At 30.2% G+C, this 21,389-nt stretch carries 23 protein-coding genes and 1 riboswitch; of the genes, 6 read left to right on the forward strand and 17 right to left on the reverse strand.

All coding sequences use genetic code 11. The features are described from left to right. Positions 1-16: 16 nt before the first annotated feature. A riboswitch (glycine riboswitch) is annotated at positions 17-106 on the reverse strand. Between the two features lie 31 nt (positions 107-137). The 3 genes from ACTTBK_RS04325 to ACTTBK_RS04335 are packed head-to-tail and all read right to left on the reverse strand — an operon-like array spanning position 138 to position 2,618. Beyond that, complete coding sequence (locus ACTTBK_RS04325; protein WP_440618720.1) at positions 138-1,010, reverse strand: DMT family transporter; 873 nt, start codon at positions 1,008-1,010, stop codon at positions 138-140. After that, a complete protein-coding gene (locus ACTTBK_RS04330; protein WP_440618721.1) occupies positions 1,010-1,951 on the reverse strand; it encodes a biotin-dependent carboxyltransferase family protein in 942 nt (313 codons plus the stop codon). The genes ACTTBK_RS04325 and ACTTBK_RS04330 overlap by 1 nt, the downstream gene beginning before the upstream one ends. Then, positions 1,941-2,618: an allophanate hydrolase subunit 1 gene (locus ACTTBK_RS04335; protein WP_440618722.1), complete on the reverse strand. Its 678-nt coding sequence runs from the start codon at positions 2,616-2,618 to the stop codon at positions 1,941-1,943. Before ACTTBK_RS04335 ends, ACTTBK_RS04330 begins: the two co-directional genes overlap by 11 nt. Before the next feature lie 28 nt (positions 2,619-2,646). Between ACTTBK_RS04335 and ACTTBK_RS04340 the strand changes: the two genes are divergently transcribed. From ACTTBK_RS04340 to ACTTBK_RS04350, 3 genes are read left to right on the forward strand one after another with little or no spacing between them, the layout of a single operon-like run. Beyond that, positions 2,647-3,420, forward strand: a complete 774-nt coding sequence (locus ACTTBK_RS04340) for a 5-oxoprolinase subunit PxpA (RefSeq protein ID WP_440618723.1) — start codon at positions 2,647-2,649, stop codon at positions 3,418-3,420. After that, positions 3,420-3,914: a tetratricopeptide repeat protein gene (locus ACTTBK_RS04345; RefSeq protein ID WP_440618724.1), complete on the forward strand. Its 495-nt coding sequence runs from the start codon at positions 3,420-3,422 to the stop codon at positions 3,912-3,914. Before ACTTBK_RS04340 ends, ACTTBK_RS04345 begins: the two co-directional genes overlap by 1 nt. 4 nt (positions 3,915-3,918) lie before the next feature. Next, on the forward strand, positions 3,919-4,704 hold the full coding sequence (locus ACTTBK_RS04350; RefSeq protein WP_440618725.1) for a putative hydro-lyase: 786 nt from the start codon (positions 3,919-3,921) through the stop codon (positions 4,702-4,704). Here the strand turns inward: ACTTBK_RS04350 and ACTTBK_RS04355 are convergent, their stop codons facing one another. From ACTTBK_RS04355 to ACTTBK_RS04370, 4 genes are read right to left on the reverse strand one after another with little or no spacing between them, the layout of a single operon-like run. Then, positions 4,705-5,412, reverse strand: a complete 708-nt coding sequence (locus ACTTBK_RS04355) for an ABC transporter ATP-binding protein (protein WP_440618726.1) — start codon at positions 5,410-5,412, stop codon at positions 4,705-4,707. Then, positions 5,402-6,124, reverse strand: a complete 723-nt coding sequence (locus tag ACTTBK_RS04360; RefSeq protein ID WP_440618727.1) for an ABC transporter ATP-binding protein — start codon at positions 6,122-6,124, stop codon at positions 5,402-5,404. The genes ACTTBK_RS04355 and ACTTBK_RS04360 overlap by 11 nt, the downstream gene beginning before the upstream one ends. Beyond that, positions 6,121-7,134, reverse strand: a complete 1,014-nt coding sequence (locus ACTTBK_RS04365; RefSeq protein WP_440618729.1) for a branched-chain amino acid ABC transporter permease — start codon at positions 7,132-7,134, stop codon at positions 6,121-6,123. The genes ACTTBK_RS04360 and ACTTBK_RS04365 overlap by 4 nt, the downstream gene beginning before the upstream one ends. Further along, a complete protein-coding gene (locus ACTTBK_RS04370; RefSeq protein WP_440618730.1) occupies positions 7,134-8,000 on the reverse strand; it encodes a branched-chain amino acid ABC transporter permease in 867 nt (288 codons plus the stop codon). Before ACTTBK_RS04370 ends, ACTTBK_RS04365 begins: the two co-directional genes overlap by 1 nt. A gap of 147 nt (positions 8,001-8,147) precedes the next feature. Here ACTTBK_RS04370 and ACTTBK_RS04375 point away from each other — a divergent pair, with 147 nt between their 5' ends. Together ACTTBK_RS04375 and ACTTBK_RS04380 are read left to right on the forward strand one after the other, a co-directional pair. Continuing rightward, complete coding sequence (locus tag ACTTBK_RS04375) at positions 8,148-9,404, forward strand: ABC transporter substrate-binding protein (protein WP_440618731.1); 1,257 nt, start codon at positions 8,148-8,150, stop codon at positions 9,402-9,404. Between the two features lie 98 nt (positions 9,405-9,502). Then, positions 9,503-10,114 (forward strand): YjbE family putative metal transport protein, encoded by a 612-nt coding sequence (locus ACTTBK_RS04380; protein WP_262589620.1) that lies wholly within the window; start codon positions 9,503-9,505, stop codon positions 10,112-10,114. On the opposite strand, the gene panB is transcribed toward ACTTBK_RS04380, so the two are convergent. Genes panB through ACTTBK_RS04425 form a run of 9 tightly spaced genes read right to left on the reverse strand, consistent with a single transcriptional unit; the run spans position 10,111 to position 17,415 of the window. Next, a complete protein-coding gene (panB, locus tag ACTTBK_RS04385; RefSeq protein ID WP_440618733.1) occupies positions 10,111-10,887 on the reverse strand; it encodes a 3-methyl-2-oxobutanoate hydroxymethyltransferase in 777 nt (258 codons plus the stop codon). The two genes, ACTTBK_RS04380 and panB, sit on opposite strands and share 4 nt — an antisense overlap. Before the next feature lie 4 nt (positions 10,888-10,891). Beyond that, positions 10,892-11,311: a VOC family protein gene (locus ACTTBK_RS04390; protein WP_440618734.1), complete on the reverse strand. Its 420-nt coding sequence runs from the start codon at positions 11,309-11,311 to the stop codon at positions 10,892-10,894. 21 nt (positions 11,312-11,332) lie between these two features. Next, entirely contained in the window at positions 11,333-12,895 is a 1,563-nt protein-coding gene (gene guaA, locus ACTTBK_RS04395; RefSeq protein WP_440618735.1) for a glutamine-hydrolyzing GMP synthase, read from the reverse strand. Beyond that, positions 12,885-13,322 (reverse strand): tetratricopeptide repeat protein, encoded by a 438-nt coding sequence (locus tag ACTTBK_RS04400; protein ID WP_440618736.1) that lies wholly within the window; start codon positions 13,320-13,322, stop codon positions 12,885-12,887. The genes guaA and ACTTBK_RS04400 overlap by 11 nt, the downstream gene beginning before the upstream one ends. Further along, the gene (gene guaB, locus ACTTBK_RS04405) at positions 13,322-14,398 is read right to left on the reverse strand and encodes an IMP dehydrogenase (RefSeq protein ID WP_440618738.1); all 1,077 of its coding nucleotides are present in this window, start codon (positions 14,396-14,398) and stop codon (positions 13,322-13,324) included. Before guaB ends, ACTTBK_RS04400 begins: the two co-directional genes overlap by 1 nt. Before the next feature lie 37 nt (positions 14,399-14,435). Further along, positions 14,436-15,047 (reverse strand): RlmE family RNA methyltransferase, encoded by a 612-nt coding sequence (locus ACTTBK_RS04410; RefSeq protein ID WP_440618740.1) that lies wholly within the window; start codon positions 15,045-15,047, stop codon positions 14,436-14,438. After that, positions 15,048-15,959, reverse strand: coding sequence for a glycosyltransferase (locus ACTTBK_RS04415; RefSeq protein ID WP_440618741.1), 912 nt, complete (start codon positions 15,957-15,959; stop codon positions 15,048-15,050). Further along, the gene (pssA, locus tag ACTTBK_RS04420; protein WP_440618743.1) at positions 15,959-16,765 is read right to left on the reverse strand and encodes a CDP-diacylglycerol--serine O-phosphatidyltransferase; all 807 of its coding nucleotides are present in this window, start codon (positions 16,763-16,765) and stop codon (positions 15,959-15,961) included. The genes ACTTBK_RS04415 and pssA overlap by 1 nt, the downstream gene beginning before the upstream one ends. 2 nt (positions 16,766-16,767) lie before the next feature. Further along, a complete protein-coding gene (locus tag ACTTBK_RS04425) occupies positions 16,768-17,415 on the reverse strand; it encodes a phosphatidylserine decarboxylase (protein WP_440618745.1) in 648 nt (215 codons plus the stop codon). Positions 17,416-17,491: 76 nt separating this feature from the next. On the opposite strand from ACTTBK_RS04425, the gene ACTTBK_RS04430 reads away from it, so the two are divergent. Beyond that, positions 17,492-18,706 carry an NADP-dependent isocitrate dehydrogenase gene (locus ACTTBK_RS04430; protein ID WP_440618747.1) on the forward strand — a complete coding sequence of 405 codons (1,215 nt, stop codon included), beginning with the start codon at positions 17,492-17,494 and terminating at the stop codon, positions 18,704-18,706. On the opposite strand, the gene alaS is transcribed toward ACTTBK_RS04430, so the two are convergent. Then, positions 18,698-21,364 carry an alanine--tRNA ligase gene (gene alaS / locus ACTTBK_RS04435; RefSeq protein ID WP_440618749.1) on the reverse strand — a complete coding sequence of 889 codons (2,667 nt, stop codon included), beginning with the start codon at positions 21,362-21,364 and terminating at the stop codon, positions 18,698-18,700. The genes ACTTBK_RS04430 and alaS overlap by 9 nt on opposite strands. Between the last annotated feature and the right edge of the window lie 25 nt (positions 21,365-21,389).

Below are 21,389 nucleotides of genomic sequence, written 5' to 3' on the forward strand. Positions count from 1 at the left end.
AATCTCTTTCCAGAGTTAATATAATACGGTCCTTTTACCTGAGAGTTTCCTGGGCGGTTGCTCCTTCGGTGTCACAAAGTTTGTGATCTCTCCCGTTAACAAATATTCTAATAAATACTGTTTAATGTCAAATGTTATTAGATCGCTTTTTTTTCTGAGGTATATAAATTGTAAAATTGAAGTAAAACTGCAAAAATAACTATTGATCCTCCAATTATTACTATGAAAGGCGGTTGCTCATTTATAAACAACCATGCCCATAAAGGACCTAGTACTGCTTCTGTTAACATTATGATTCCAACCATTGCTGATGGTGTTCTTTGAGCTCCAATAGTAATAAATATAAAACCTAATCCTAATTGTAAAAAACCAGCTAAAAATCCTAAAAAGATATCGTTTGGAGATATCATTATTTTTTCTGACATTAGATAACCAATTAACAAAGCAAAAACTCCTGCAACAAATTGAGCAGGAACCATATCAACAGTTGGATATTTTCTTACAACTAAAATTAAAGTAGCAAATGATATTGGCATTATGAAAGCTGCAATATTCCCAGACATTTGACCTGGAGATAAAGAGCTTCCAACCATTAGAAGTATTCCTGAGATTGCAAGAATTATTGAAGTCAGAGTGATTGCTGAAATTTTTTCTTTTAAAAAAAAGTAACCGAATATTGCTAAGAAGATTGTTTGTGTTTGAATAATAAAATTAGCATTAGCAACTGTTGTGTTATACATCGCAAATACATAACCGCTAAAACCAAGTGATAAAATAAATCCACCAAAGAAACCAGGAAATCCTAAATTATAAAAGGATCTAAATACTTGTTTCTTATAAGTTAAAGTTAAATACAAGCTAATAACTATTAGGAAGAATACCGTTCTCCAAAATAATATTTGCCAAAGGGTTGCTCCCTCAAATGATTTTACAATCAAACCTCCAAAACTGAGGCTACATGCACCTAAAAAAACTAAGAAGGGTCCAGGAAGTTTTCTAATAATATTCATTATATTTGATTAAGTAAGTTCTGAGTGTCCATCTCATATAATTTAAACAAAGTTTCAGCATCAGATAAATTTATCTCTTTAAATTTAATTTTTGAGCCAGGTGATATTTGTACTAACCGATCATAATCAACACTAGCTACCACACCAATTTTTGGATATCCTCCAATAGTACCATGGTCTGAAAGCATAATAATTGGGTTTCCATCTGCTGGTACTTGGATGACTCCTTTTAACAAACCTTCTGATTTAATATTGGTATTTACAATATTTTCAATTTTTGGACCTTCTAAACGCATCCCCATTCTATCTGAGAGTTTTGATACAGAAAATTCTTTTTCAAAAAATATCTTTTTTCCTTCCTCTGAAAAATAATCAAAGTTTGGTCCTTTTATTACTCTAATATTTTCAACTTTAGAATTTATATAGTTAGTCTTTTTTTTACTTTGATCTGAATTAATATTTAAAATATTTATTTTTTGACCGTTCTCTAATTTTTTTCCATTATTTGATCCAATATTTGCCTTGGTATTTATCGAACAACTATTCCATTGAAATTTTAAATCTAATTCTCCACCAACTGCTAAATAGCCATAAACTGATTTATTTGTTGAGATAAGATTGATTTCATCTCCACTTTCGATTTGATAACTCTCATAACAATTACCATCAATTTCTGTGCCATTTTTTACAATTTTAAAAACAATATCGCCAGTGACTACTATGTTAATTTTATCTCCAGAATATTTTAAATGTGGTCCTTGGTATGCAAATTCTATAACTGGAGAATTTAATTTATTACCTACCAGCTTGTTAGCTAAACTATAATTTCTATTATCCATTGCTCCGCTAAATGGAATTCCTATATGATATAAATTATTTCTTCCTTGGTCTTGAAAGGTTGTATTTACTCCAGCTCTTATAATTTGGAAATTATTTGTCATTGTAGCTATTATATTTTTCAAGATTTATTTGTTTAAAAACTACTATATCGCCAGGATTTATTAAATTTGGCTCTTCCTCTTTTGAATTATCAAAAACATCTACAGGTGTATTACCAAGTATGTTCCATCCACCAGGGCTTTCAAATGTATAAATATTTGCAAATTGTTCAGTTAAAGCAACTGATCCTTTTGGTACCTTTACTCTTGGTGTTTCTAATCTTGGTACTCTCATATTTTCATCTAAATCACCTAAAAATGGCATACCAGCAATAAATCCGGTCATATAACAAAAATATTCCTTACTAAAAAAATTTTCTAAAATTTTATCTCGATTAATATTTAATTTTTCTTCTAATCTTTTTATATCAAGAGAAAATTGATCATCACAACAAACTGGAATTTCTATTTTAGTGCTATTGTTGTCTTGAGTTTCATTAACATTTAAATTTTCAATCAATTTTTTAACTTCTTTAAAGTTTGTTTTTCTAAGGTCGTAAGAAACTATTAATTTATTATAAGAAGGAGTGAGATTATTTATACTTTCAACATTTTCTTTTTTTAAAGCTTTAAAATATTTTATTACTTCAGAGTTAACTGATTTATTTACATCTATACCAAAATCGCAATAAACAGCTGCGTCACCAAGATTTGATATATTTTTTATCATGGCATGTTATACTTCAACAATTAGAACTATGGAAATTAATATAAATTGTGATTTAGGTGAAAAATCAAAACACCATTCAAATAAATATGATCCAGACTTACTTGATATAGTAAATTCTGCTAACGTAGCATGTGGATTTCATGCTGGTGATGAAGAATCTATGAACCAAGTAGTTCAAATATCAAAAAAAAATGGCGTTAGTATTGGAGCCCACCCATCATTTAACGATCCAGAAAACTTTGGAAGACAAAGAATGAACCTAGCACCTGAAGAAGTTAGAAAATTAATTATTGACCAATATGAAATTTTACAAAAAATTGCTCAAGATCATGGAGAAAATGTTACTCATATAAAACCACATGGAGCGTTAAATAATATGGCGTGTGAGGATATTGATCTGGCAACTACTTTAGCGAAAGCAATCAATGAAATAAGTAAAGATTTGATCTATTTAGTTCCTACTGGCTCTAAAATGGAACAAGCAGCTAAAAAATTAGATATGAAGATTGCCTGTGAAATTTTTGCAGATAGAACCTATGAAGATGATGGAAATTTAGTTTCTAGAAAAAAACCACATGCATTAATCACTGATCCTGAAGAAGCTAAAAAACATGTATTAAGCATGGTAAAAAATCAGGCACTGAATTGTCACAGTGGAAAGCAAATACCTTGTGAAATCGACTCTGTCTGCATACATGGTGATAATGCAAGTTCACTTGCTACAGCAAGGTCAATTAGGGAAAATTTAATTGAAAATGGACTTAACTTAAAACCTTTAAGTAAAATGGAGAAATTTTTATAATGATAAAAAAAATATTAATCACCCTAATTTTAATTTTATTTTCAACAAATTCTTTTTCAGCTGGTGGAAGTAATGACTCTGAGAGAAAGATAAAAGTTAAGTCTGATTATGATAAAGCAGTCACTCATGTTAAAGCTGCAAAAAAATATGAAAAAAAAGGCAAATTAGAAAAAGCTAAAAAGAGATATGAAAAAGCTCAAAAACTTCTTCTAAAATCAAACGATAAAAAACCAAATCAAGCAGATACACTTAACTATCTTGGCTTTACAACAAGAAAACTTGGTGATTACGAGAGTGGAGAAAAATATTATCTTTTAGGTCTAGAAATTGATCCAAATCACAAAGGTATTAATGAGTATCTTGGAGAACTTTATGTTGCTACAAATAGAATGGATTTAGCTAAAGAAAGACTTAAAGTATTAGAAACTTGTAATTGCGAAGAATATAACGAGTTAAAAGAAATAATCGAAGGTACTAAGAAATCTAAATACTAATTTAATGCTAGATATTCAAGATCCATTAGAAGCAAGAAAAGTTATAAGAGAAAATAATTACAAAGAACAAACTGCGGGTACTGCTAATAAGTATGTTCAAGGAAATCTTTGTATCTTACCAAGCAAATATGCAATGGACTTTGCATCTTTCTGTCAAAAAAACCCAAAACCTTGTCCATTAATTGGATTTGGTACAAAAGGAGATCCTTCATTAAAAGATCTTGGTGATATTGATATTAGAACTGATGTTCCTCAATATAGAGTATGGGAAAAAGGAAAATTAGTTGATGAGCCATATGATATTAAAAAATATTGGAATGAAGATTTAACAACTTTTGTTCTAGGATGTTCAATGTCTTTTGAACTGCCTTTAATTGAAGCCGGTATTCCAATTCAACACATAGAAAACAATACTATTGTTCCAATGTATAAAACTTCAATAGACTGTGAACCAGCCGGACAATTTTCAGGAAAATTAGTTGTGTCTATGAGACCCTTAAGTTCAAAGGATACAATTAGATCAATTCAAATTAGTTCCAGATTTCCAGCTGTGCATGGTGCACCCGTACATGTTGGCAATCCAGACGAAATTGGAATTAAAGATATAATGAAACCTGAATATGGTGATCCACCTAGAACAATAAAGAACAACGAAATTCCTGTATTTTGGGCGTGTGGTGTTACTCCTCAATCTGTTTTAGAGAATTCAAAACCCGATTTTTGTATTACTCACAGTCCAGGTAAAATGCTCATTACTGATAAATTAAATAACGATCTTGCTGCTTTCTAATTAATTCCCTAGAAAAACTTTAGTAACTTTTTCATTATCAATTAAATCTTCTGATTTGCCATCGATAACTAATCTTCCACTTTCTAAAACATACCCTCTATCTGCCATACTTAATGCAAGTCTTACGTTTTGTTCTACGAATAAAATTGATATCCCTTCTGCAACTATATTTTTAAATATCTTAATTAAGTCTTTCATAACCATTGGTGATAAACCTAAAAAAGGTTCATCAACCATTAAAAGCTTAGGTAAACCCATCATACCTCTGGCTATAGCTAACATTTGTTGTTCACCACCAGACATTGTTTTTGCTAACTGATCCGATCTAGTTTCTAGTTTTGGAAAAATTTTATAAACCTTATTTAATGAATTTGTTAACTCTTCTTTTGCTTTTGGATGCCAAGCACCCAATAAAAGATTTTGTTTAACTGTAAGATGAGGAAAAACCCTTCTTCTTTCAAGTACATGTGAAATTCCTAACTCAGTTCTTTTATAAGTTGGAATATTTGAAATTAAAGTATTATCAAAAGTAATAGAACCTTTTTTATGTTCAACAAGATTACTTATAGTATTTAAAACAGTACTTTTGCCAGACCCATTTGGTCCTAAAAGTGCAACCATTTCAGCTTTATTTACATTAATAGAAACATCCCAGATAACTTGGAAATCATCATATAAAACATCAATATTTTTTACATCAAGCAGCATCAAATGTTCCTAAGTAAGCATCAATTACTTGTTTATTATTTTGAATTTCTTTTGGTTCACCAAATGCAATTCGTTTTCCTTGATCTAATGCAAGAACATTGTCAGAAATTTCCATAATTATATTTATATTATGTTCGATTGTAATAATTGTTACACCAGTCTTTTTTAATTTTTTAACAAGTTCAACAAGTCCAGGAATAGTTTTTTGGTCCACACCTCCTGTTACTTCATCCATCAAAAGTAATTTAGGATTAATAGCCATAGCTCTAGCCATTTCTAATCTTTTCCTTTGTCCAGTTGATAACTCTTTTGCAAAGTGATGTCTTTTTTCAATCAGATCTACAAAGTCAATAATCTCTAAGGCTCTATCTCTTGCTCTTTTTATATCTTTTTCTTTTACAAATGCTCCTATCATAACATTTTCAAGCAATGTTTGATCTGCAAATGGTTTTAGTTTTTGAAAGGTTCTACCTACACCAAGGTTACTAATTTTATCAGGACTAATTCCAAAAATATTTTTATCAAAAAATTTGACTTTTCCTGTATCTGGTTTTGTAAAACCAGTAATCAAATCAAATAAAGTAGATTTACCAGCACCATTAGGTCCTATCACTCCTAAAATAGATCCTTCTTCGACATCAAAAGAAATATCTCTATTTGCACGGATTCCACCAAAAGATTTACTTAGATTTTCAACTGTTAATATTTTCATCGTTGTTTTTTTCTTTCTAAAATATCTTTAGGAATAAATGAGATCAGACCATTTGGTCTAAAAATACAAATAATCATTAAAATTAAACCATAAAAAATTAAATCAACAGCACCACCGGTGCCTCCTAAATAAATTCTTGAATATTCTGAAATTGGCACAAGTATTGCAGCACCTATAATTGGACCCCAAACATTTCCAATTCCACCTAGCACTGTGATTAATAAAACTATAATTGATATCTCAATATTAAAAACTCTATCTGGATCAATAATTAAAATATATTGAGCAAACAAACTACCCATTGGAGCCATGATCATTGCTGAAATCACATAAGCTATAATTTTATAGTTTGAAACATTTATACATAAACTTAACGCTGCTTGTGGATCATCTCTAACAGCTCTTAATCTGTAACCAAGTTTTGATCTACTCAACAACCAGACTAAAAAGAATGTGATTAAAAAGAATATTAAAAAAACGTAATAATAAGGAGCTTTGCTGCTATGAAACTGCAATGCAGACCAAGAATCTTCTGGTGTCATTGTTACCCACAATCCTGATGCGGCTCCTACTAAATCCCATCTTTGAAAAACTACTTGGAAACTTATCCCAATTAACAGAGTGGCAATTGCAAAGTAGTGACCACTTAATCTAAGCATAGGTATACCAATTAAGACAGCAAAAATTGCTGAAACGAACATGCCAAAAAATATACTGATCCATGGTGTTATTCCGTACTCCATATAAAAAAATGAAGTTGCATAAGCACCTATTCCAAAAAATGCTCCATGACCTAAACTGATTTGACCAGAAAAACCTGCAATTACATTCCAAGACTGAGCCATAACTGCATGCATAAAAATCATAATAAATAAATGGAGATAAAATGAATTCATCCCAAAAAGTGGGAGAGCAAACAAAAGTATAATTAAGCCAGCAATAATTGATATTACTCTATTGTTTGTATTCCAAATCGGTTCTGATTTTGCAATTGCTAACTTATTATCCATCAATACCTACCAAACAGACCTTGAGGTTTATAAATCACAACTAAAAGATAAATTGCAAACACATATAAAAGTTTAAATGATGGGTCGATCAATAATCCGCCAAGAGATTCTACCAATCCTATGATTATACCAGCATACAAACATCCAATGATGCTTCCAAAACCTCCTAATGCTACTGCAACGAAAGCAAATAATGCAAAATTAATACCAACATCAGTAAAAATAAAAAAATAGTTTGCCATCATTCCACCCGCTACTCCTACACAACCAAGTCCAATCGCCCAACCAATTGCAAACATTTTATTTGATGGGATTCCTAAAATTTCAGCAGCGTGTCTATCTTGTGCTGTTGCTTGAAGAGCTAATCCAGTTTCTGTTTTTGTTACAAACCAATACAAACCAAAAAATGCAAACAAACAAACAAGACTTGCATATAATTGAGGTTGACCAATAAACACAGATCCAATTTCAATACGTCCCTCTAGTAAAGGCTTATCAACGTTTCTAAAGTCTGGTGTCCATAATAATTGAGCGATCGATCTAATAAAAATAGACAATCCAAATGTTGCACAAATTTGGATAAGCATTTTTGCTTTTAAAATGTATCGAATTAAAAAATAATGAGTAACAATTCCACAAAATGCCAACAAAAGTATAGTAATTGGAATTGAAAACAGTGGATCTAAACCAAATAAAGACCAAAGCCAAAATGATGAAAACATAGACAACATCAAATGCTCTCCATGAGCAAAGTTTACAATTTCCATTAATCCAAAAATTAAACTTAAGCCTGCTGCGATTAATGCATAGATTAATCCCATCATTAATCCTGTGACTATAGCTTGAATTATAATTTCAGAAGTCATTTGGTTTATTATTAAAGTATATATAAAGAATGTATATATTAAACAAATACTTCTTAAGCATTAGTAAAATAAAAAAACTAAATCATTGAATTGATCAATTGAATAGTATTAAGTTAGACATTTAAAAATTAAACAAGAGGGAAAAAAATGAGAAAAATAATTCTTACAGTATTTACTTTTTTTTCGTTAGTATCTGCGCCAGCAATTAGTTACGCAGAAGATGTAAAAATTGGAGTACTTTATCCACTTACTGGACCTGTTGCTCAGGTTGGTAAAGATGCTGTTGCAGCAGTTAAAACAGCTTTAGATATCATCAATAACAGCCACAACATTCCAGGTATGCCACTTGCCAAAGATGCAGGATTAAAAGGATTAGGCGGAGGTAAAATATCTATCGTTGTTGGAGACCATGGCGGAAAACCAGATATTGGTGTTGGTGAGACTGAGAAAATGTTAAATTCTGACAAAGTTCATGCAATGTTTGGAGCTTACTACTCATCAGTAACTGGTGCTGCTAGTCAAGTATCTGAGAGAGCAGGAATACCTTGGGTAAACGGTGAGTCTACTTCTCCAAAATTAACAACAAGAGGATTTAAATACTTCTTCAGAGTTACTCCACACGATGGTGAGTTTACTCAGCTTATGTTTGAATTCATGAACGACTTTAACAAAAAGAATAGTAATAAGTTAAAGACACTAGGTATTATTCATGAAGATACATTGTGGGGTGCTGATAGTGGTGGAACTCAAGATAAAATGGCTAAAGAACAAGGTTATGATGTTGTAGAGAAAATTAGCTATAAAGCTAAAACAACAACTTTAAGTTCTGAAGTGCAAAGATTGAAAGCGAAAAACCCAGATGTTTTATTGCCTTCATCTTATACAGCTGATGCATATTTGTTTTTAAATACTGCAAAAGAACTTGATTATAATCCTAAACTTTTAGTTGCTCAAAACGCTGGTTATACAGATCCTAAATTCATAGACACAATGGGAAGCAAAGCAGAAGGTGTGATTACAAGATCACCTTTTAATACTGACTTAGCAAAAACTATTCCTATGATTGGAACTGTAAACGACTTGTTTAAAACACACTCTGGTGGAAGAGATTTATCAGATGTACCTGCAAGAGCATTTACAGGTTTTATGGCTTTAGCTAATGCAATTAATAATGCTGGATCAACCGATCCTGAGAAAATCAGACAAGCTCTAGTAAATCTAGATATGTCATCTGAGTCTTTAATTGTTCCTTACAGAGGAATTAAATTTGGAGCAGATGGTCAAAATGAAAAGACTAGAGGTATTTTAATGCAAGTGCAAAATGGAAAATACTGCACAGTATATCCATTTGAATTAGCAGCTTGTGAGTTAAAATATCCTATGCCTACTTGGTCTGAAAGATAATTTAATAAAAACACAATTATTAAGGCGGTCAAATTTTTGACCGCCTTTTTTTATTCTTTGATTGCAATCTCTCTAAATTAAAATAATAATTAGATATCTTGATTGAAGAGCTCATAATTCTAACCCAAATTATTTTTATCACAATTATCTTAACAGCAGATAATGCTGTGATAGTTGGTTCTATTGCATCAAATTTTGTACCCAAAAATAGAAAGCAGATTATCTTATGGGGGGTAATTGGAGCGTTTGTTTTTAAAATCTTTTTTGCAATCTTTGCTACTTTTTTATTTGAATTTTATTTTATAAAAATTTTAGGTGGGCTGTTGTTAGTGTGGATAGTAAATGATTTAAGAAAAGACCTTGTTGATATCAAAAATATAAAACCTTCAGTTAAAAAAACAAAACAACCATCATACATAAATAGTATAGGTAAAGTGCTATTTGCTGATCTAATGATTAGTTTTGACAATGTCATAGGAGTTGTTGCTGCAGCTCAAGGATATTTTGGCTATATGATTTTTGGTCTTGTCCTATCGGTCGTTCTTACAGGTGCTTTAGCTACTTATATGGCTAACTATATTCAAAAACATATTTGGATAGCTTACATTGGTTTAATATTTATTTTAGTTGTTGGTCTACAATTAATTATAGGTGGTTTGGTAGATCTTGAGATACTCAATATTAACGAGGAATTTAAAAAATACTTTTAATTAAAAGAGTATTTTTTTGAGGGGAATTTTCTTGTTTTAACCTCACTTGCGTATTTAGAAACTGCTTTTGATATTTCTGTCTTGATATTTGCATATTTCTTAACAAATCTAAATTTAATTGGATTTAAGCCTATTAAATCATCAAATACCAAAATCTGACCATCACAATTATTAGATGCGCCTATCCCAATTGTTGGAACACTAACACTTTTAGTTACTTGTTTTGCTAATGATGTTTGAACACACTCTAAAACCATGCAAAACGAGCCAGCTTCTTCAACTAACTTTGCATCTTTCATAATATTTTCTTTTTCACTTTGTTTCTTACCTTTAAATTTAAATGTTTTATCTGATTGAGGCAAAACCCCTATGTGGCCCATTACAGGAATATTATTTTTAACTAAAGTTTTAATAGTATTTATAATTTTCTTTCCACCTTCTAATTTGACACCATCACATTTAGTTTTTTTCATTATTAATTTTGCATTTTTTAATGCTTCTTTAGGATTACGATAAGTATTATGAGGCATATCAACAATCATTAAACTTTTTTTTATACCCATACGAACACTCTTGGAATGTTCGATCATTGTATTCAAAGTTACTTCTCTAGTAGACTTATAATTATATAAAACTGACCCAAGTGAATCCCCTACTAAAATTAGATCACAATAACTATCTAAAACTGAAGCAATATTTTTAGAATAAGCGGTTAAAGTTACTAATTTAGTTTTATTTTTTTTCTTTATAAAATCTGAAATCTTTTTATTCATCGACTTACCAAGAGCCGGTATTTTCCATCGAAGCCCAAGGTTCTTGTGGATCTAGGTATCCATCCTGAAGTAATTCTATTGATATTTTATCTGGTGATCTAACAAAAGCCATATGACCATCTCTTGGAGGTCTATTAATGGTATAGCCCATATCCATTAGTTTTTTACAAGTATCATAAATATTATCAACTCTGTATGCCAAATGACCAAAATTTCTTGAACCTTCACCTAAATTATCACCATCCCAATTGTAGGTTAGTTCTATTTCAGTTTTTTCATCGTTTGGTGGTGCAAGAAAAATTAAAGTGTATCTTCCTTTTTCACTATCTTTTCTTCTTGTTTCTTTTAAACCAAGTCCTTCACAAAAAAATCTTAATGATGCTTCAACATCACTTATTCTAATCATAGTATGTAAATATTTCATAATTACCTTTATAATTGATATTTACTCTAATTCAATAGTGCTTGGTGGTTTAGATGTGACATCATATACCACTCTATTAATGCCTCTTATACTATTAATAATTTTGTTAGAAATAGTTTGCATAAATGATTTTTTAAATTCATAAAAGTCTGCAGTCATTCCATCTTCTGAGGTAATTGCTCTTAGTAAACATAAATATTCATATGTTCGATTATCACCCATAACTCCAACTGTTTTTACCGGAAGTAGTGCTGCATATGCTTGCCAAATTTTGTGGTATAGCCCATGATCTCTTAAAGCCTGAATAAAATAATGATCAGCTTCTTTTAGAATTTTTATCTTTTCATTAGTAATAATACCTGGCATCCTGATTGCTAAACCAGGACCAGGAAATGGATGTCTTGAAATTATTTCATGACTTAAATTTAGCTCTAATCCTAATTTTCTTACCTCATCTTTAAATAAAAATTTTAAAGGCTCAACTAATCTTAAATTCATCTTTTTAGGTAATCCGCCCACATTGTGATGCGATTTTATTTTAGAGGTTTGACTTCCAGTAACAGACTTACTTTCAATTAAATCTGGATACAAAGTTCCTTGTGCCAAAAATTTTACATTTTTTATTTTCTTTGCATATCTTTCAAAAATTTTAATAAAAAGATTTCCTATAATTTTTCTTTTTCTCTCTGGATCAGATACATTTTTTAATTTACTTAAAAATTCCTTTTCAGCATTCACGTAGATTAAATTCATTTTTAATCTTTTTTTAAATGTTTGAACAACTTGAACTTCTTCGTTTTTTCTGAGCAATCCAGTGTTTACAAAAATACAATATAGTTTTTTACCTATTGCTTTATTCAATAATTGAGCAACCACACTACTATCAACACCACCTGATAATGCACAAATTACTTTATTATCTCCAACTTGAGACCTTACATCTTTAATTAATTGTACCTTTTGATCTTTTGATGACCAATTTTTCTTAATTTTACAAATAAGAAAAATAAAATTACTAATCAGTTTTTTTCCGTTTTCTGTATGGGTTACTTCTGGATGAAACTGGACACCATAATAATTTTTGAATTTATTTTCTACAATTGCAAATTTTGAATTTAAGCTTGAAGCAATTACTTTAAAATTTTTAGGTAATTTAGATACTTGATCAGCATGGCTCATCCAGACCACTTTAGATTTTTTTGTACCAAAAAAATTATTAGTTAAGAGACTTTTATTTTTTTTAATTATATTTGCTAAACCAAATTCACGGTGCTTTGATTGTTTTACTTTTCCTCCATTAAGTTTTGACAATATTTGATGTCCAAAACAAATACCAAGAACAGGAATATTTAGTTCTAAAATTTTTTTATCAAATGAGTACTTATTTATTTGATAAACATTGAGAGGACCTCCTGATAAAATTATACCTTTTACACTTTGATTAATTTGATTAAGTTTAATTTTTTTATGACTTACAATATCGGAGAAAACTCCAAGTTCTCTAATTCTTCTTGCAATTAATTGGGTAAATTGTGAACCAAAATCTACAATTAAGATTTTGTTAAGACTATTATCAAGACTCATTACTTGGTTCTAGATTTTTTAAAGACTCTAAAATTTCATTATTTTCATCACATAATGACTTACATACTTGAACAAATGTTTCAGATAATTCTTTAACTTTATCGTAATTAGATTTTTCAAGTGCAATTTTCATTAGCATTAAAATAGCTTCTTCATTTTGAGGATCAATTAATAAAGTGGTTTCTAAGTTGTATTCTTCTTTTCTTTGATCTTCCTCGTGATTATAAATTTTTGCTAAATACAAATATGAATTTGCATCCTTTGGATTAAATACAATATTTCTCTCAAATAAAAATCTCGCATCCTCATATTTTTCTTTTTCATAAAATTTAATTGCTTCATTAAAAAATTTTTCCTTTGAAAAAGAATTAGACTGAAACGAAACAGTTAAAACAACCGGTAAAATAAATTTCAAAATTTTATTCATTAATATTTACTATCATTTTCGATTACATCTACATTATGAACCATACTTTCATAAAATCCAGCTTTAGTAATTTTAACAAATTGTGGTTTATTTCTCAATTTCACAATTTCTTTTGAACCAAGATAACCCATAGATGATTTAAGGCCACCAATTAATTTAAAAATAATGCTACCAACATCTCCCTTGTATTTCACAAAACCCTCTACTCCTTCTGGTACATACTTAGATGTATCTTTTTGTTTAGTTTGAAAATACCTGTCAGCTGAACCTTTGTTCATTGCACCTACTGATCCCATCCCTCTAAAGCTTTTAAATAATTTTCCATTTTTCTTTATTAATTTACCAGGTGTTTCATCTGTTCCTGCAAATAAAGAGCCTATCATTACAGCATCTGCGCCTGCTGCAAAAGCTTTTGCTAAATCTCCAGAATATTTTATTCCACCATCAGAAATTATTTTTACATTTTTATTTTTAAGTCCATTTCTTACAGATAAAATTGCACTTAACTGTGGAACACCTATCCCCGCCACTAATCTTGTCGTGCAAATTGATCCTGGTCCAATCCCAACTTTAATAATATCTACTCCTAATTTAATTAAAAATTTTGCTGCTTCTGGTGTCGCAATATTTCCAGCACACAAAGCGATGTTCTGATCTTTTATTTTTTTTATAAATTTAACTATTTCTCCTACTTTTTTAGTATGACCGTGGGCAGTATCTACTACGATTAAATCAACACCTTCTTTAAGAATTGCTTTTGCTCTATCAAATTCAGCAATTGATGCTCCAACGGCTGCACCAACTAATAATTTTTGTTTTTTTACTTTTTTAATTTCTAATATTTGTTTTTGGATATCTAAATTTCTGTGAATAACTCCAATTCCTCCAGCTTTACCAATTGCTATTGCCATATTACTTTCTGTAACAGTATCCATTGCTGAAGACAAAAGTGGGATTTTAAGTTTTAAGTTTTTCGTTAAATTGACCGATGTATTTACCTCAGATGGCAATATCTCCGAGTACTTCGGGGCTAATGTAACATCATCAAAGGTAAGTGCTTCTTTTATAGGAACCATAATCTTTTATATACGATTCCTTTTAATTTTAAAGTCTCTATCTAAGTTTTTTACAAATTATAAAACTTTCTTTTGAATCTTTTCTACTCGATTTAGGTTTAAAAACCTTAACTTCTTTAAAATATTTTTTACCTTCCGCGACTATTTCATTGAAAGTTCCTCCCATAAAGATTTTAGAAATAAAGTGACCATTTTCATTTAACAAGTCTTTCGCAAATACCATTGCTTCTTTACAAAGTTCTCCTGTTTGAATTGAATCAATATTTTTGATTCCTGTGGTATTTACAGCCATGTCTGACATCACAACATCTACTTTGAAGGTTATGTTTTTTTTTATCTCTTGCTGAACTCCTTCTTCAGTGAAATCACCTTGTATTTGAAGACTTGATCCAATTGGCTCCATCTTTTTCAAATCAATTGAAATTAATTTACCATTCTTAGATACTTTATTTGCATATTGGGACCAGCTTCCAGGAGCAGCTCCAATATCAATAATAGATAATCCACCTTTAAAAATTTTAAATTTTTCGTCAATTTCTATAAGTTTGTAAGCAGATCTTGCTCTATAACCATCAACTTTTGATCGTCTAACGTATGTATCTCTTCGCTGTTTGTTGACCCAATTTTTTGAAATTTTATTTTTTTTCAATTAATTTTCAAATCTTAAGCTTTTATTTAATATCTTGCCATCAAGAGTTTGGATTTCTATTTTAATATCTTTATTTACTCTCATATCTTGATTGTTTTTCCATATGCCAGCAGCAAGATGCATTATTCCAATTTTGTAATTAGGTAAATAAGGTTCAACAAATGTATTATTTGCCTCATCAAATTTTGGTAAAAGATTACTTGTTAACCAATTACAATTTAAAGGTAAAAATTCAGTTTCAATATTGTCGTGATAAACAGAAATATTCATTGCAAGTTGTTCAGAGCCAAAAATGTCTCCACCTTTTAAAGTTTCTCTAAGATTATTTTGCCAAATTTCCCAAGATTTAGAATTTTTTTCTAAAGAAAAAACACCTATATTTATATGAGGTGCAAAAGCTAATTTCCTAGCTTTGTCCAAATTAATTTTAGATTTTACTGCATGTTTAAAATTTTGAGATTTAATTATTGCGAGTTTTCCAAAAACCCAATTTACTTTTGAGGTAATTTTATAACCTGGTCCAATAGTTTGGGTTATTCCCAATTTATTATTATCGCAGGCTTTGAAATATAATTCTATTGTTTGCCAATCATTGACCCAAGCGTCACAATCAATCCATAGATATTTTTCATAATTAGAAAAATATTTTGGGAGAAATGCCCTTGAAACTTGACTTTTTAACCACTCTCTTCCTTTAATTTTGCTTTCAGGAACTTTGATGTCCCACTCTGCAGATTTAATTTCATCTACTTTAGATAATAATTTATTTTTTTGTTCTTCTGATAATCCAGCATCCAAAACACATATTGCAGTATCTTTGCTCGCTTCGAACTGTTTGATAGAGTCTATTAATTCATCTAATAAATGGAAATAATTAGAGTCTGCTAAAGAAACAATGGTATTTTTTTTCATTACAATACATCTTCAAGATCGTCATCTTCATCGTCATAATTCTGACCTTCGTTTTGTTTTTTAAGTTTTTGATAATGAAAAAAGCTTATTGGAAGCATAGTTAAATAAATTAAAGCACTCACAGAAATCACATTAAAAGGGTATATTAATAATAGTCCAAAAAATAGAACAATTCCAAATAATAAGAAAATTGTTGCTTTTCTTTGAATTACAATTTTTTTAAATGAATAGCTTGGAAACTTACTAATCAATAAAAAAGAAGTAACAATAAAAAATATTGGCACAATAATTGCATAATCTATTTTAAACACTCCAATACTAGAGATGCTAAATATCAGTGGTGTTAATACTAAAATTCCACCAGCTGGGGATGGAACACCCTCAAAAAAATTATCTCTCCAAGATGGTTCACCTCCTGTATTTACATTGAAACGTGCCAATCTTAATGCAACGCAAATTACATATATTAAACAAACTAGCCATCCAAACCTTCCAAGTTCATTTAATTTCCAAAAATACATTATAAAAGCAGGAGCAACTCCAAAGCTTATCATATCAGTCAAAGAATCTAATTCTTTTCCAACTTTTGATGTGCCTTTGATCAATCTTGCTATTCTTCCATCTAGTCCATCTATGACTGCTGCTATAATTATTGCAATAATTGCAAACTCATATCTTCCATCTAAAGCAAATCTTATAGAAGTAAGACCAATACAAACACCTATAAGTGTCAGCATGTTAGGTAAAATTACTCTAGCACTCCTTTTTTCAGGAACAATTTTAAAATTTTTTTTAGGTTGTTGCATATCTATCTTTTAGCTAATAGAGTTTCTCCTGATATAGCTGTTTGACCAATTTTAACCAATGGTTCATAATTTTCATAATATACATCCGCTCTACTTCCAAATCTTATCATACCAATTCGATCTCCTTGGTTAAGTGTTTGATCTTTATTAGTTTCACAAACAATTCTTCTTGCAACCAAACCTGCTATTTGAACTATGACAATATCATTTCCATGATTATCTTTTAATTTATAATAATTTCTCTCATTGTCTTCACTCGCTTTATCGAGTGAAGCATTTAAAAACTTTCCTGGTTTGTATAAAATATCTTCAACTTGTCCTGAACAAGGAGTTCTATTTACATGACAATCAAATACGTTCATGAAGATACTAATTTTTTTAAATTTCTTGTTTTCTAAATTTAATTCTTTCGGTCCATCTACCTCTTCTACTTTAATTATTTCTCCATCTGCTGGACTTACTAGATAATTATCATCACCAATGATTACTCTTTCTGGATCTCTAAAAAAATAATAAACCCATATAGTTAATAGCAACCCAATTAATCCTAAAAATCCATTTACTATTAATAAGATGATTGTGACGAAACCTGCAATTACAATAAACTTGTAACCCTCTGTGTGTATCTTTGGAAATATCTTGGTAAACATATTCTTCTATTTGCTAATTTTCGATTAATATGTATATAAACCAATCAAATTCAATTAATAAGATAAATTTAATTTAATGAGCAAAATCAAGGTAAATAACCCAGTTGTCGAGTTAGATGGCGATGAAATGACTCGAATTATTTGGGAGTTTATTAAAAACAAATTAATCCTTCCGTATATCGATCTTGGAATTGAGTATTACGATCTTGGAATGAAAAGCAGAGATAATACTGATGACCAGATCACAATAGACTCAGCGAATGCTATCAAAAAAATTGGTGTTGGAATTAAATGTGCAACAATCACACCAGACGAAGCAAGAGTAGAAGAATTTGATTTAAAAAAAATGTGGAGATCTCCTAATGGAACAATCAGAAACATTATTGGAGGAACAGTGTTCAGAGAACCAATTATTTGTAAAAATATTCCAAAATTGGTTCCTTCGTGGACAGATCCTGTGATCATTGGAAGACATGCTTTTGGTGATCAATATAGAGCAACTGATTTTAAAGTACCTGGTAAAGGTAAAATGGAAGTTAAATGGACTTCTGAAGATGGAAAAGAAGAAATTAAATACGAAGTATTTAATTTTACAGGTCCAGGAGTAGCACTATCAATGTATAATTTAGATAAATCTATTCAAGACTTTGCAAGATCATGTTTTAGCTACGGCTTAATTAAAAAATGGCCTGTATACATGTCTACAAAAAATACAATTTTAAAACAATACGATGGAAGATTTAAAGATATTTTCCAAGAAGTATTCGATAACGAATATAAAGAAGAATTTGAAAAACATAATCTTACTTATGAACATAGATTAATCGACGACATGGTTGCATGTGCAATGAAATGGAGTGGAAAATATATCTGGGCTTGCAAAAACTATGATGGTGATGTCCAGTCCGATACTATGGCTCAGGGTTATGGATCATTAGGATTAATGACAAGTACTCTGTTAACTCCTGATGGAAAAGTGATGGAAGCTGAGGCTGCTCATGGAACTGTTACTAGACACTATAGAATGCATCAACAAGGAAAAGAGACTTCTACAAATCCTATTGCATCTATATTTGCATGGACAAGAGGATTGGCTCACAGAGGAAAATTAGACAATAATCAAGAATTAATTAAATTTGCTCAAACATTAGAGGCTGTATGTATTGAGTGTGTTGAAAATGGATCTATGACAAAAGATTTAGCAATTCTTGTTGGACCGAATAGTAAGTTTTTAACTACCAATCAGTTTTTAGATGAAATTGATGGTAATCTTAAAAAGAAATTAAATTAAAGATTTTATTTTTTCAAAAGCATCATTGATTTTGGATTGGTCTTGACCACCAGCTTGGGCAAAGTCTTTTCTCCCACCTCCTCCTTTGCCTCCGATTACTTCTGAACCTGCTTTTACAAATTGTACTGCATCAAATTTTTCAGTTAGTTTTTCTGTGACACCTACAGCTATACCAACTTTGTCATCTTTGCTTGCAAAAACAATTACAATACCTTCACCTAATTCTTTTTTACCTTTGTCTACAAGTTTTCTTAATTCTTTAGGAGGAAGATCTTCAACATTTTGAAATCTTACTTTCACCCCATTAACATCTAGATCATTAACTTTATTTTTGGATTGATCTTGTAGTATTGAATTAACTGTTAAAGTTTCCAATTGTTTATTTAAATTTTTGATTAAAACTTTTTTATCAGTTTCATCTAAGTTAGTTTTTCCACCTAGCTCAGAAATTTGCTTACTTAATTCATTTATTTGTTCATCATCTTTTTCAGATGATAAATTTAACATTTTCTCTTTATTTTTAAGGTAATCCTCTAACTGCTTATCTCTTAAAGCTTCTACTCTTCTAACCCCTGCAGCAATTGAGGATTGGCTAATAATTTTAAATTTACCAATATCACCAGTGTTTTTTACATGGGTTCCACCACATAACTCTGTTGAAAAGTATTTTTCTCCTTCATCTCCCATTGATAATACTCTTACTTCATCTCCATATTTTTCACCAAATAATGCTAAAGCCCCATTATCGACTGCCTCTTTAGGTGTCATTATTCTTGTGGTTACATCTGATTGTTTAGAAATCATATCATTTACATGACTCTCTATTTTTACCATCTCATCGTCTGAAATTGGCTTCATATGACTAAAATCAAATCTTAATCTTTCTGGCTCAACTAGAGAGCCTTTTTGAGTAACATGTGGGCCCAAAACTCTTCTCAAAGACTCATGTAATAAATGAGTTGCTGAATGATAGGCTCTTGTATCATTTCTTTTCTCAATATTGATTTTCATTTCAACATCTTGCTCTAGTTTAATTGAGCCTTTTTTCACTATTCCGTAATGAACAAATAAATCTCCCAATTTTTTTTGAACATCAGTTACTTCAAATTCAAATTCATCTTTAGAGATCAATCCTGTATCCCCTACTTGACCTCCAGATTCAGCATAAAATGGTGTTTGGTTAACAACAATAATACCTTCGTCACCTTCATTTAAAGTATCAACTTCTTTATGATTTTTAAGAAGTGATTTTATTACTCCTTGTGCTTGATCATTTTCATATCCTAAAAATTCTGTAGCTCCATGTTCTTCTTTTACTCCATACCAAACTTGCTCAACTGCACTATCTCCAGATCCTTTCCAATTTTTTCTAGCAAGCTCAATACTTTCTCTCATCAGCTCACCGAATCTTTCTTTATCAAATTCTAAAGATTTTGATTTTAAAATATCTTCTGTAAGATCAATCGGGAAACCATAAGTTTCATAAAGTTTAAATGCAATGTCACCAGGTAATACTTTGTCTATTTTAGAAATTTCATCATTTAAAATTTTAATTCCTCTATCTAAAAGAACTAAAAATTTTTCTTCTTCCATCTTTAAAGTTTCTTTAATTAAAGACTCTGCTCTTTTAAGTTCAGGATAATTTCCTGACATTTCATTTAATAGGGTATCAAACAATTTTGAAAATACTAGATCCTTAGCTCCTAATAAATGAGAATGTCTCATACCTCTTCTCATAATTCTTCGAAGCACATACCCTCTTCCTTCATTAGATGGCAATACTCCTTCAGCAATTAAAAATGAACTTGCTCTTAAGTGATCAGCAATAACTCTAAAACTTGATAGATTTGATTTATCTGATTTAATTTTAATTATATCTGATGCAGAATTAATTATTTTTTTAAAATGATCTGTTTCATAATTATCATGAGTGCCTTGTAATAATGCAGCAATCCTCTCTAAACCCATTCCTGTATCAACAGATGGTTTTGGAAGATTTATTCTTTTATCTTTTGTGACTTGTTCAAATTGCATGAAGACTAAGTTCCATATTTCAATAAATCTATCTCCATCCTCATCTTTGGTACCAGGTAATCCTCCATGTAAATGATCACCATGATCAAAAAAGATTTCTGAACAAGGTCCACATGGTCCTGTCTCTCCCATTGACCAAAAGTTATCTGAAGTTGCTATTCTAATTATTCTATCGTCGCTAAAACCTGCTATTTTCTTCCAAAAATTGAAGGCTTCATCATCTTCATGAAATACAGTTACATAAAGTCTATTTTTATCTATTCCAAAATCTTTAGTAATTAAATTCCAAGCATAATCAATTGCTTGTTCTTTAAAATAATCTCCAAATGAAAAGTTTCCTAACATCTCAAAGAAAGTATGGTGTCGAGGTGTGTAACCTACATTTTCTAAATCATTATGTTTTCCACCTGCTCTTACACATTTTTGTGAAGTAGTAGCTCTTACATAATCTCTTTTTTCTAAACCTGTAAAAACGTTCTTAAACTGAACCATTCCAGAATTAGCAAACATCAATGTTGGATCATTATTTGGAACCAAATTACTAGATTCCACAATCTGATGATCATTCTTTTCAAAATACTTTAGGAAAGTATTTCTAATTTCATTGAGAGTTTTGTCTGCCATATTTTTAAAATACAGCTTTTTTGTT

Source organism: Candidatus Pelagibacter sp. HIMB1493, from assembly GCF_052047995.1.
Lineage (GTDB): Bacteria > Pseudomonadota > Alphaproteobacteria > Pelagibacterales > Pelagibacteraceae > Pelagibacter.